Here is a 12,419-nt window from a genome sequence, read left to right as displayed (position 1 = left end):
AGTTCCTGAGCTTATCTTAATCAGCAGATTAGGCACTTGGTTTAGGTTAGTTGATTATTTTAGGTTTTTTAATATAAAGCGGCTATTGCATTTTTATCTTTTGTAGATAGTACGCTTGCTCCACTACCGCATTGCCCGCCATTCATTAGTGATGAAGCATCAGTTCCTGATACGCCTGGTACAGGTACACCAGCAGGGTTTTCGCCTCTTGAAGACCAGTTGGTATGGCGAAGTGATATGTTATGGCCAAATTCGTGACAAATTGTTCTGGCACGTTGCGCAAATGAATTACTTGCAATTGCATTTTTGTTGATTCTAATTAACGGTCCGGCTTTTCCATCAACAGGTAATTCACCCATACCACATACTACTGAACCGGGAGTACTCTCCAAAACTTCGTTTTTAATGAGTATATCATAAGGTGCGGTAGTTACAACGTTCAGTCGCAAGGTAGAATTTGGTACAGCATTCCATTGAGCAAGTGCATTGTTAATTTCGCTTAACATTGATGTCATCGAAGGATCAACAAAAACCCTTATATTCAGCTTATTGGTGCTGTTCACAATAGATCCTGAATAATACTGCTCCGTACCTACACCTGCGTTTGAAGGTACTTTCATGTCTTTAGAAAATGATATATCTTCTTCAACAAGATAAAACGAGCCTTTATCTATAATACTGGTTTCCGGAAAGCCAAGATTTTTAATGTATTGTAGTACCCTGTCTGAGTTTTTTACCGTTTCTTGTGGTGCTGTAGTCGTTTCTGGATTTTTTTTACAAGCAGCAATGATCAATGCCACCATCGCAATAACTGCGGTCATTTTTAGTTTGTTTTTCATAAGTTTAAGTTAGTTAGTCCTAATAGCTGATGAAACAAATGTAATGTAAGATGTTACAATCCAATATCCGTTTATCTGATTTTTACACGAAAACTAAATTAAATCAATATGTATTAGTTTAAATACATTATTATATATTAAAATTTACACGAAACCAATTTTGTTGTTTAAGAATGTTTAATTATGCTAAGCATTGTGGAGATTTATTTTAAATGTATATGGGATAAAACATAAAGCTGGCCTGAGGTATCGACAGGTAATCTTTAGGAAATAGATAAGTATTATAAATGAAAAAAGGCTTGTCGGTATGGTATTTATTAATACCGCCCGACAAGCCTAAAATAACTTGAAAAATAATTGATATTAAAATAGATTATTTCTTGTTATCGTATTTTCTTTGATTGTCTTTATTTGATGTTTGATCAGACCGTTGGCCGCCGCCATTTGTGATCCCCTGCATTTTTTTATCAGTTTTAAAGTCGTGGTTAGCCCTATCGGCTATTGAACTTCCCTGAACGGTTGGATTGTTTTTTGGTGTGCTCGTATTTTTCATAACTGTAAAATTTAGTGAACAATAATGCGGAGCGCTGTAATAACAACCAATGTAATGCTAAATATGTTTTAATTTTTTGAATTTGCTCGTCATTAAAGCGAAGTGCAACGGAGTAGCGCAATCTAAATAAATAGATCTCCCCATTCCACTACGCTACAGTTTGTATAACGATTTTGCCTTAATACAACAAAAATATAGTAGGCTTTTTATGAAGATCAATTTCCTCTTTGCGCCAGTTGTAAACACTCTGGGTTTTTATAAATTCATCTTCAGCAGTAAGGTTACTGGCCACACAAACCTGTGTATTGGGTTTGCAGCTTTTCAGTACTTCTTCAAAAAGCTGGTTGTTGCGGAAAGGTGTTTCGATAAAAATCTGTGTTTGCTTATATCGGCTGGCAGATAAATCCAGATCTTTGATTCTTTTGGTACGTTGTTCTTTATCAATAGGTAAATAACCCCAAAAAGCAAAACTTTGCCCATTAAAACCTGAAGCCATTAAAGCCAGTAATATCGAACTTGGGCCTACCAATGGCACAACCTTAATGCCACGTTTATGTGCTTCAGCAACAATATCGGCACCAGGATCGGCAATGCCAGGGCAGCCTGCTTCACTCATAAGCCCTACATCTTTTCCGGCGGCAAGCTCAACAAAAAACTGACCCAGATCTGTACGGTTATGTTTACCATAATCATGTACAATTAAATCTTTCTGTGGCGTTTTTAAACCCGCTTCTTTTAAAAAGCGACGGGCTGTTTTACTGTTTTCTACAATGTAGGTATCAATCTGATTAATGGTATCAACCAAATAAGGGGTAAATGTTTTGTGTGCTACCTCTTCTGCCAATGGTACGGGAATAAGGTATAAAGTGCCTTTTTGCATGGTACAAAAATACTTACAATAAATAGAATTTAAGTTTTAAAGTTTACTACAATGGCAATATAATCTCTTTTATAAATAAAAATGTAGCAAATTTTATTTCTAACTGACTAATTTTCTGCACAATTAAACTTGGCTTAAAACGTTAAATATAAGTTAAATATGCCTTGCAGGGCAATATTTGGATGAAAATGCAAAAACTATGCATGCATATTAAACCTTCTATAATTTTGGTTCTCTAATTGATACACACACATTAGGTTATTAAAATAAACACACAAATGAAAACACTGAAATCTACGGCACTTGTGCTGGGGCTCTTTGCGCTCCTTGCCGGAACCACAACCCTTGTCAGGGCACAAGACTATCAAAACGATTACCAGGATGATGGTTATAGCACTGGCAATGTTTCTTTACAAACTTTTTATGATGAACTCTCTCCTTATGGCACGTGGATTCAGGATCCTCAATACGGATATGTTTGGCGCCCTGATGTAGATCAGAACGAATTCAGACCGTATTATACCAACGGACGGTGGGCGATGACCGAATACGGTAATACCTGGGTTTCCAACTACGATTGGGGATGGGCACCTTTCCACTACGGCCGTTGGGTAATTAACAGCTACAGGCAATGGATTTGGTTACCTGATACCAATTGGGGGCCAGCATGGGTTGATTGGAGAAGTGGCGATGGTTATTATGGATGGGCACCTATGGCCCCAAGTATCAGCATTAACCTGAGTTTTGGCCGTCGTTATTCAGTACCAGAATTTTGCTGGAATTTTATTCCGCAGCGCAACATTTACATCAATACATTCCCTAGGTATGATTATGGAAGAAATAATGTATATATCCGCAATACCACAATCATCAATAATACTTATGTATATAACAGAAGGAATTATTATGGCGGACCAAGGATTGAAGACATCAGACGTGCAACCAATAGAGATGTAACCGTTTACAGATACGCACAAGGATCAAGACCAGGAGCCAGCAGAATTAACAGCAGGGAAGTATCTATTTACAGACCAAGGCCTGAGCGTAATGCTGATAACCGCAGTGCAGCACCTAGAAAATTTGAACAAGGTAATGCAGGTTTTAGCAGAGGCGGCAGAAATGAAGGTTATACCAATCGCGATCAAAGGGGCGGGAATCCCAATAATAATGATAACCGTTTTGGATCAAGAGATAACCGCAGTACGCAACCCGATCGCGGCAATGGCAATGGAGGAAGAGATAACAATAATCAGCCAAATAACAGAGGTGAGGCTTACAATAGGGATGCAAATGGACGTATTAGCCGTAACAATCCAAATGGTGTTGACGGAAGAAACGGACAGGAAAATGTAAACCGTGGCCAGGATCAGCAAAGATTTGACCAGATGAGACAACAGCGTGCACAGCAAGACCGTATGAGTCAGGATCAGCAACGTGCGCAACGCGATGTTCAAGGCCAGCAACGCGGTCAGGTAGATCAACAGCAACGTGCGGCTCAAATGGATCAACAAAGAGCACAACGCAATGAGCAAATGCAACAGCAACGTGCACAGCAGGCTCAGGGGCAACAACAAGAAAGAACGCAACGTGATGCCCAGGTGCAGCAGCAACGTAATGAGCAAATGCAACAGCAACGTGCTCAGCAGGCTCAGGGGCAACAACAAGAGCGTGCGCAGCGTGATGCCCAGGTGCAACAGCAACGTAATGAGCAAATGCAACAGCAACGTACACAACAAGCCCAGGCACAACAACAAGAGCGTGCACAACGTGATGCCCAGGTGCAACAGCAACGCAATGAGCAAATGCAGCAGCAACGTGCTCAACAGGCGCAAGCGCAACAGCAGGAAAGGGCTCAGCGTGATGCCCAGGCTCAACAGCAACGTGCTCAACAGGCGCAACAACAACAACAACAAGAGCGTGCTCAACGCGATGCTCAAGTACAACAACAAAGAGCACAGCAACAGCAGCAACAACAACAACAAAGACAGGAACAAAGAAGAGAAGCACCGCAACAACAAAGAGGCGGTGGTGAAAGTGGAAGGCCATCAAGAGGAGGCAGAGGATAAATAAAAAAGTCCCGATGAAAATCGGGACTTTTTTATTTAAAAAATATTTGTCTTTTTGAAGCCTAAAATGGAGAAATCGTTTTGGCTACTTTGCGCTCCGTTAGAAATGAAAATTGCTTGGGGATTGAAAATTGCATATAGCTATGTCTTTCTAACTGTAATGTTTTTAACAAATCTTCAAAGCAAAAAAACTAAATTACTGACCTGCCGCGGCATGAAGATTACTTAAATCTGTTCCTCGGAAAGTGCTCCCGGCTTCTGGATGGAGGTTTTCAGGATCCAATAGAAAGGTGCTTATACCCAGCTCCAATCCAAATTTAATTTCAGATTCCGCATCATCACCTATAATTAAAATATCGTCTGTATTCAGGTTATATTGTTCAATTAATAATTTAAAGGCTTCCTTTTTATTAGTAGTTGAAACATCTACAACATGCACCTTTTCAAAATCGTTGGCAATGCCGAGCATCTTCACTTTTGATTTTTGCTGTTTCTCAAAACCAGCGGTTACAATAAATTTTTTCCCTTTAAGGCTTTTAATATAATGGTAATCATCACTTGGTTTTAAAGGTTGTGTAACTTCTCTGCTTTGTAAGAAAGCAAGTATATCAGGCATTACTTCTTCTTTAAACTTATATTTTTTGGCAACTTTTTGAAATGGTGTTCTTAACATCTCTTTTTTTGCGAGTTGAAACTCTTCATCACTGATTCCTAAATCTAAATTCTCTAAAAAATGGTACAATTCGCCCATTAATTGCGCCTCATTCGGTTTGGTAAAGTAAATGGTATTGTCCAGATCGATAAAAAATATGTGCTTCATGTAAATGGAATGATTTATGTTGTAATAAAACCAAAACAACAAGTGCGAATTAATGTTTAATTATTTAAAGACTTAAAGTTATGACAAAGGAAACAAAAATTATAGTAGGCGTACTGGCTGGAGCAGCACTTGGTGCAACAATCGCATTGGCGTTATCTTCAGATTCGACAAGTGATTTAAAAGGTAAAGTATCTGATTTCTTTGCCGATTTATTAGATGCTTCTAAAGATAAATTAGCAGGCTTGGCGGATAAAGCTACAGGAGTTGCAGATAAGGTGAAAGATAAAATAGCAGATATAAACGCTTAAAGAATTGGAAATGCCGGAAATATCCGGCATTTTTATTCTAATAATATTCTAACCATTTTTAAATGAACATCGCTTTTCATGGTGCAGCCCGAACTGTTACGGGAAGTAAGCACCTCATTACCATAAAAAACGGCACTCAAATTTTATTAGACTGTGGCTTATTTCAAGGAATGGGCCGAGTTACCGATAAATTAAATGATTTTTTCGGCTTCGATCCCAAAAAAGTTACCTACGTAGTTTTATCCCATGCACATATAGACCATTGTGGTTTATTGCCAAAATTGGTTGCTGATGGTTTTGAAGGAAAAATTTTCTGTACTGCCGCAACCATGGATCTTGCCCGTATCTTAATGATGGATTCTGCAAAAATACAGATGCAGGATGCTGAGTTCTCCAACCGCCATCTACACAAAGGTGAAGAAATGGAAGAGGCACTTTACACTGATGATGACGTTACAAAAACAGTTGGTTTGATGAAAATTGTGGACTATGAACAAGATTTTGAGATCGAATCAGGAATCCGCTTAAAGTTTACCGATGCTGGCCATATTTTGGGTAGTGCTGCGGTTCATCTTACTATTTCAGAAGACGGAAAACCAATACGGATCACATTTTCTGGAGATGTTGGCCGTTATGGCGATTTACTTTTAAAAAGTCCGCAACAGTTTGATCAGGCTGATTATATTTTAATGGAATCTACCTATGGCGATTCGTTGCATAAAGATCTCGATCCGATAGAAGATCTTCTTTTGGAAATTATCACCAATACCTGTAAAGTAAAAAAAGGCAAAGTAATCATCCCAGCTTTTGCTGTTGGCCGTACACAAGAGTTACTTTATGCTTTAAACGGTTTAGAATTAAAAGGCAAATTGCCTGATATTCCTTATTGTGTGGATAGTCCACTATCTTCAAAGGCGACAGAAATTCTAAAAAAACATCCTGAAGTATACAACAATGGAGTAAAAGATACTTTAAAAATCGATCATGATGTATTTGCTTTTAAAGGCTTGCGTTTTATCGAAAGCGTTGAGGAATCTAAAGCATTAAATGATGATCCGCGGCCCTGTGTAATTATTTCTGCATCGGGAATGGCAGAAGCAGGTCGAGTAAAACATCACATCAGAAACAATATCGGGAATCAGAAAAATACCATTTTAATGGTTGGATACTGTGAACCCAATTCGCTTGGTGGTAAATTAATTGCCGGGCAAAAAGTGGTTGAAATTTTTAAAGAAGAACTTGATGTAAAAGCGGAGGTCCGCTCAATAAAATCGATGAGTGCACATGGCGATTACGAAGATTTGCTGCACTTTTTATCTTGTCAAGACCCAGCCAAAGTAAAACAGCTGTTTTTGGTACATGGCGAATATGAAGTACAACAGCATTTTGCAAGCAGGTTAAAAGATAAAGGCTTTAAACATGTTGCCATACCGGAATATCATCAGGTATTTGAAATTGAATAGTTTAAGGTAGTTAATTGAATTTGTTGGATGGCCACTTTAAACCGAGTATAGCGAGTGAGAAATCTAAAATACAGGTTTCCATTTATGTTCATAATTACAAAACCCAACCAACAGTGATGCGCGAAATTAATGGTATGTTAAAACTACGGAGCTAACGATTTTTCTCAATGTTTTAAGCTTTCCTCCTATCTTTGCCTTATGGATGTTTTTGGTAAGGCGTTAACAGATATTTACAGAACTGGCGAAGCAGATACACTTTGGTTGCACAATTCTTATGGCGAACCGGAGGAAATGCCATTGGAATTTTTCTTTCGTGATGATGAAGATATGCCTGTTTTAGAGCTTCAGGCTTTACACATGTGCCATGGGAAAGTGTTGGATATTGGTGCCGGGGTTGGTAGTCATGCCTTACTTTTGCAGGCTTTTAACATTGATGTTACCGCCATTGATATCTCAGAAGCCGCTGTAAACATCATGAAAGATCGTGGCGTAAAAAAAGCACTACTTCAGGATGTTTTTGCCTATTATGAAAAATTCGATACCATTATTATGTTAATGAACGGTATCGGCCTTACCGGAACATTACCTGGTTTTAAAGCTTTTTTGATCAAATTGAAGGATCTTATCACACCTGGCGGACAAGTAATTTTTGATTCTTCAGATATTGCTTATTTGTACGAAGATGTGCCGAAGCCTCAAAACCAATATTACGGGGAGGTATCCTACCAATATGAATATAAAGGAGAAAAAGGAAATTGGTTTAACTGGGTTTATGTTGATGAAGAAACCATTAAACGTATTGCCAAAGAAACTGGATGGGATACAGAAATGATTTTTGATGATGGAGAAGATCAGTATTTGGTAAAATTGACTTTGGCGCAATAATTTAAAAGTCATAAAGCTTTTCATGATTATATTTTAAATCAACAGCCTTTTAGCTTTGTTTAATAAGCATATGAACAATATGAAAATTAAATTGAGCGTTCTAGATCAATCTCCTGTACGTAAAGGCGTAAATGCCCGGAGGGCGATTGAAGAAACCACTATTCTTGCACAAGAAACTGAACGGTTGGGATATCATCGTTTTTGGGTTTCCGAACACCATAACAGCACCAGCTTAGCTGGTTCTACTCCCGAAATTTTAATTGCCCATTTGGCCAACCATACTAAAACTTTAAGAATTGGTTCGGGAGGCATTATGCTGCCTAACCACAGTGCATTAAAAGTTGCAGAAAGTTTCCGATTGTTGGAGGTAATGCATCCCAACCGGATTGATTTGGGAATGGGCAGAGCACCCGGTACCGACCGGATTACGGCCTCAATGCTTAATCCATCAAACAATTGGAGCGAACAGGATTTTGTAGAGCAACTGCGCGAATTGCAACATTATTTACACGATACATCAGACGGTGGCATTCAGGCCAGGATAAAAGCCATACCAATTTCAGAAACTGTGCCTACACAATGGCTGCTGAGCAGTAGCGGCCAAAGCGCATTGTTTTCTGCACATTTTGGAATGGGTTTCTCTTTTGCGCATTTTATTAATCCAAATGGCGGGCCTCAGGCTGTTCAATATTATCGTGAGCACTTTAAGCCCTCAGTTGATCTTGCCCAGCCTGTAGAAAATGTGGCACTTCATGTTTTTTGTTCAGATGATGAAGAAAAGGTAAAACAACAGGAAGCCTTAATGGGTTACCGGTTTTTGCAGCTTGAGAAAGGTAAAGGATTGCCTGCAGTTGGCTGGGATGATATTAAAGCGGTAAGTTATAATGCGGCAGAGCAGGAACGCATTAATGCCAATAAGCAGCGGATGATTTACGGTACACCCGAAGTAATTAAAGAGCGGCTTACTCAACTGGCAGTTGAATATGATGTGAACGAACTGATGGCTGTTACCATTACCGAACATTTTGAGGATAGGGTAAAATCATATGAGCTTTTGGCAGATTTATTTCAGTAAAAACGCCTTAGTGCCTAGGCTTTTGTTTTAACCAACCAAAAAGAGAAGATTATGTGGTCTGTGGAGACACAGACCAAGGAGATCTTTATTGCGATAATCTACTTCTCGGAATAACGCACTAGTGCCTAAGCTTTTTTTTTAATAAACCATATTTAATAATCAAAGAATGTGAAATTTTGTGGTCTGTGGAGACACAGACCACGGAGATCTTTATTGCAATAAACTACTTCTCAGAATAACGCGTTAATACCCTGGCTTTTGTTTTAACAAACCATATTTAATAATCAAAGAATGTGAAATTTTGTGGTCTGTGGAGACACAGACCGCTGAGATTATTACTACTATGCCTAGTTACCCTAAATAACCCTTTAATGCCAAGTTCTGTGTCTCCGCCAACCACTATTAAAGGGGTTAAAAATTAAAAAATGTTTGTCTGCCGCCAACTTTCTGGCCAAAGTTTTGAATGTTATAGGTAAGGGTTAGCATCCCGTATCTACCAAGATTATTACTTTGTGTATCGATAACACTATTTCCAGTAATCTGAATATTCCTGCGTACATTACTCTGCAAGATGTCATTCACAGAAAATTTCAATTGCGCCCTGTCGTTTTTCATAAACAGATAAGTAAGTGCAGCATTCCAGTATTTAATGTTGTTGTTGTATCCGGCAACTTTTTGGCCGTTTATTGTTAATGAATAACTGGTTTCGAATACCAGTTTTTTGGGGTAACGGATAATCAGCTCTGAAGTACTTTGATGCGTATTGTAGCTTACGTTGGTATAATAAGGATCATCGTATCTGCTCCGGTTAAGGCTTATTGAGTACGACTGGTTAATTTCTACCTTATCGTTCAGGTTTAACCTAACACTTCCGTTAGGGCCTACATAAAATACGTTGGCATCGCTTTCTATATTGTTCACTATAATAGGGCTGTGGTCATAATTGGCCCAAAAACCTAAACCTACTTTGATGCTGGTTTTATCCTTTTTAAAATCTTTTGAAATATTGGCTCCACCACTGAAATTATAAATACCATTTTTATTGATCGGATTAACTGTTTGCACGCCATCTTTTATGTTAACTGAATTAACAATGCCGTTTTTTGTAAAATTGCCATAGCCGTATAAATTGTAGTTAATCATGCTTTTAGGGTCGTATTTATACATATTCATGCTTAGACCCTGATTACGGGCGGGTAACAAATTCGGGTTTCCGTTTCTGATGTAAAATGCGTTTGTATTATCGGCAACTGGTTGCAGATAGCTTACATTTGGCTCGGTAAAACGTGCAGAATAGTTAAAACGGAATATTTTATATTTCAGCTGAAATGTTGGCCACATAAAATTATAACGCTGATTAATGTCTGTACTATTGGTGAAACGGTTATTTAATGAAATGTAATTGTGAACAAGCCCTGGCTGTAAATAAAGATCTTTAGTTACTTTGTATCCTAAACTAATGTTTGTATTGGTTTTAAAACCAGCTTGTTTAACTGTTTGCGTTAAATTTGGAATTACAATATCGTAAAGTTGGTTGGCAGGATTCCGGTAAAAAGTACTTAGTGCGTTTTCGCTATTGATGAGGTTTCCGCTTACATCTGCTTTAAAGTTCAGTTTTTTGGTAATCGGTTCAGTATAATTGCCATAAAAATACCCTCTGAAGTTATCGATAGTGTTGTTTCTTAACTGATCAATCTCTGAAGTAGAAGGTGTGAGGTAAAAAACGCTATTGCTTTTATTGTAATTGATAATCGGATTTGGTGTTGCAGAAATATCAGTTCCCAGGTTAAAAGATCTGCCGGCTTTTTTAAAATCCTTACTAAAATCGGCCCTCAATTGATATTTATTGTTCCCGGTATTAAGGTCATTCAGGTTTGCAAGGGCATTGATTACCTGGTTATTAGCATTATTGTTGCGGGTATAAACCATGCTTGCCGAATTATTGGAGCTAAGCACAATTGCCGGTTCAATTGTTAGTTGAGTTAGAGAGTCAATTTGCCAGTCTAGTTTTCCTCCAATATTATGCTTAAGGATAAGAGCAGTGGTATTTTCGTTAGCGTTTGTAATCAACCGATCTGTGCCTAGCGTTTGGTTGGTGTTGGTTAATTTTTCCAACAGGTTATCAGAACGGCCGAAGAAATATTGTGTATTGATTTTGATTCCTTTTTTGGTTAAAGTATTAAAATTAAAACCACCACCTGACGAAGTTTGAACGCCATTGTAGCTACCTCCGAAATTAATGCCATTAAATTCAAAATAACCACCAGAGGTCATCATCATTGAATTAACACCGCTTCTACCAAACCCACCGATGCGTTGTACATCATTTGGATTAAATCCTGGCTGATTGATGTTGTTTGCGTAAGCCAGAATACTTACCTGCGTCGTATCCCTAAAAAAATTCATTAATCCACCGGCCTGATAAAGATCTTTTAATCCGCCACCTGCATATAATTTGCCAAAAGCCCCTTTTTTAATGGCTTTTTTTAATTTTAAGTTAATTATTTGCGGTATTTCAGCTGCTGTTAAGTCCGGATCGCGCCTTTTAGCTTGTTTATCGTCTACCACCTGTACCTTATCAATAATATTTGCCGGAAGGTTTTTGGTTGCAATTTGCTGGTCTCCGCCAAAAAACTCCTTTCCATCTACCAAAATTTTGCTAACAGCCTTACCATTAACCTGGATAGAACCGTCGGCTGCAATGGCAACACCCGGAAGTTTTTTCAGTAAATCTTCTACCACTGCAGAGGGTAGGGTTTTAAACGATTCGGCATTAAACTCAATCGTATCTTTACGAACAATAACGGGTGGCCTTTCTCCCGAAATAACCACTTCATTTAAATCATTGGCCTTGGTAGAAAGATAAAGCGTACCCAGGTTTAATGCAGGGTTAGTGGCAGTAAGTTCTACTTCTTTTCGGTAGGTTCCGTATTGCCAGGCAGTTACCACCAAACGGTATTTAATACCGATGGTTAAGCCATTTATTTTAAAAATGCCCTTATCATCTGATAGTTTGTAGGTACTCAGTAAACTATCACCAGCCTTATAAACAGAAACAGTAGCATAATTTAAGGTAGTTTTGTGATTGGCACTATCCGCTAAAATTCCGGTAATGCTTCCGTTTTTTTGTGCAAACAGGTTCGAAAGAAGTAAGGTTAAGGCGAACGAAAGTATGAGTTTCTTCATGTATGTTTTTTTAGATGAATAGCCTAAAGTATTGGCTATTTTTTTCAGGGATAAATAAATGTGATGAACGCTATAAAAAATGTGATGGATGATGAATAAAGCAATTTATCAGTAGACGCATAAAGGAATTAAATGTTGCATCAACTGAAATGATAACTAAATCTTTAGGTAAAAGTAATACAGTTGAATGCTTTTTGCAAATACGCACAAAAAAATTACAATAAAAAAGAGACGCTATCATAATTATAGATTTGTCGTCCCTGGGTTTTATGATGGGCTGAAGTACCTGTTACGGTGTTTCGGCAGCACAACTTGATATGACCTCTGGAGAAAATCCTTTTATG

10 protein-coding genes are annotated in these 12,419 nt (G+C 38.2%); 5 read left to right on the top strand and 5 right to left on the bottom strand.

Going from position 1 to position 12,419, the window contains the following annotated elements; genetic code table 11:
• Positions 1-68 precede the first annotated feature (68 nt).
• The 3 genes from ASE74_RS20380 to ASE74_RS20370 form a co-directional block, all read right to left on the bottom strand.
• On the bottom strand, positions 69-839 hold the full coding sequence (locus ASE74_RS20380) for a M57 family metalloprotease (RefSeq protein WP_055913186.1): 771 nt from the start codon (positions 837-839) through the stop codon (positions 69-71).
• 373 nt (positions 840-1,212) lie between these two features.
• Positions 1,213-1,392 carry a hypothetical protein gene (locus ASE74_RS20375; protein WP_055913183.1) on the bottom strand — a complete coding sequence of 60 codons (180 nt, stop codon included), beginning with the start codon at positions 1,390-1,392 and terminating at the stop codon, positions 1,213-1,215.
• Between the two features lie 178 nt (positions 1,393-1,570).
• Positions 1,571-2,272: an SAM-dependent methyltransferase gene (locus tag ASE74_RS20370; RefSeq protein WP_055913180.1), complete on the bottom strand. Its 702-nt coding sequence runs from the start codon at positions 2,270-2,272 to the stop codon at positions 1,571-1,573.
• A 278-nt stretch (positions 2,273-2,550) separates the two neighbouring features.
• Between ASE74_RS20370 and ASE74_RS20365 the strand changes: the two genes are divergently transcribed.
• Positions 2,551-4,338 (top strand): DUF6600 domain-containing protein, encoded by a 1,788-nt coding sequence (locus tag ASE74_RS20365; protein ID WP_055913177.1) that lies wholly within the window; start codon positions 2,551-2,553, stop codon positions 4,336-4,338.
• Positions 4,339-4,534: 196 nt separating this feature from the next.
• On the opposite strand, the gene ASE74_RS20360 is transcribed toward ASE74_RS20365, so the two are convergent.
• Positions 4,535-5,158, bottom strand: a complete 624-nt coding sequence (locus ASE74_RS20360; protein WP_055913174.1) for an HAD family hydrolase — start codon at positions 5,156-5,158, stop codon at positions 4,535-4,537.
• Between the two features lie 80 nt (positions 5,159-5,238).
• Between ASE74_RS20360 and ASE74_RS20355 the strand changes: the two genes are divergently transcribed.
• The 4 genes from ASE74_RS20355 (at position 5,239) to ASE74_RS20340 (ending at position 8,889) form a co-directional block, all read left to right on the top strand.
• Positions 5,239-5,466, top strand: coding sequence for a YtxH domain-containing protein (locus ASE74_RS20355; RefSeq protein ID WP_055913171.1), 228 nt, complete (start codon positions 5,239-5,241; stop codon positions 5,464-5,466).
• A gap of 62 nt (positions 5,467-5,528) precedes the next feature.
• Positions 5,529-6,929: an MBL fold metallo-hydrolase RNA specificity domain-containing protein gene (locus tag ASE74_RS20350; protein ID WP_055913168.1), complete on the top strand. Its 1,401-nt coding sequence runs from the start codon at positions 5,529-5,531 to the stop codon at positions 6,927-6,929.
• Positions 6,930-7,127: 198 nt separating this feature from the next.
• On the top strand, positions 7,128-7,814 hold the full coding sequence (locus ASE74_RS20345) for a bifunctional 2-polyprenyl-6-hydroxyphenol methylase/3-demethylubiquinol 3-O-methyltransferase UbiG (protein ID WP_055913165.1): 687 nt from the start codon (positions 7,128-7,130) through the stop codon (positions 7,812-7,814).
• 79 nt (positions 7,815-7,893) lie between these two features.
• Positions 7,894-8,889, top strand: coding sequence for an LLM class flavin-dependent oxidoreductase (locus ASE74_RS20340; RefSeq protein WP_055913162.1), 996 nt, complete (start codon positions 7,894-7,896; stop codon positions 8,887-8,889).
• A gap of 411 nt (positions 8,890-9,300) precedes the next feature.
• On the opposite strand, the gene ASE74_RS20335 is transcribed toward ASE74_RS20340, so the two are convergent.
• The gene (locus tag ASE74_RS20335; protein WP_055913159.1) at positions 9,301-12,075 is read right to left on the bottom strand and encodes an outer membrane beta-barrel protein; all 2,775 of its coding nucleotides are present in this window, start codon (positions 12,073-12,075) and stop codon (positions 9,301-9,303) included.
• Positions 12,076-12,419: the final 344 nt, after the last annotated feature.

The sequence above is a fragment of the Pedobacter sp. Leaf216 genome (assembly GCF_001421515.1).
Lineage (GTDB): Bacteria > Bacteroidota > Bacteroidia > Sphingobacteriales > Sphingobacteriaceae > Pedobacter.
This window is presented reverse-complemented; position numbering and strand designations above follow the sequence as displayed.

Bases quoted from the DNA above. Each gene is read 5' to 3' on its own strand.
- ASE74_RS20355 (WP_055913171.1), top strand. From the start codon at position 5,239: ATGACAAAGGAAACAAAAATTATAGTAGGCGTACTGGCTGGAGCAGCA.
- ASE74_RS20350 (WP_055913168.1), top strand. From the start codon at position 5,529: ATGAACATCGCTTTTCATGGTGCAGCCCGAACTGTTACGGGAAGTAAG.
- ASE74_RS20365 (WP_055913177.1), top strand. From the start codon at position 2,551: ATGAAAACACTGAAATCTACGGCACTTGTGCTGGGGCTCTTTGCGCTC.
- ASE74_RS20370 (WP_055913180.1), bottom strand. From the start codon at position 2,272: ATGCAAAAAGGCACTTTATACCTTATTCCCGTACCATTGGCAGAAGAG.
- ASE74_RS20335 (WP_055913159.1), bottom strand. From the start codon at position 12,075: ATGAAGAAACTCATACTTTCGTTCGCCTTAACCTTACTTCTTTCGAAC.
- ASE74_RS20380 (WP_055913186.1), bottom strand. From the start codon at position 839: ATGAAAAACAAACTAAAAATGACCGCAGTTATTGCGATGGTGGCATTG.
- ASE74_RS20340 (WP_055913162.1), top strand. From the start codon at position 7,894: ATGAAAATTAAATTGAGCGTTCTAGATCAATCTCCTGTACGTAAAGGC.
- ASE74_RS20345 (WP_055913165.1), top strand. From the start codon at position 7,128: ATGGATGTTTTTGGTAAGGCGTTAACAGATATTTACAGAACTGGCGAA.
- ASE74_RS20375 (WP_055913183.1), bottom strand. From the start codon at position 1,392: ATGAAAAATACGAGCACACCAAAAAACAATCCAACCGTTCAGGGAAGT.
- ASE74_RS20360 (WP_055913174.1), bottom strand. From the start codon at position 5,158: ATGAAGCACATATTTTTTATCGATCTGGACAATACCATTTACTTTACC.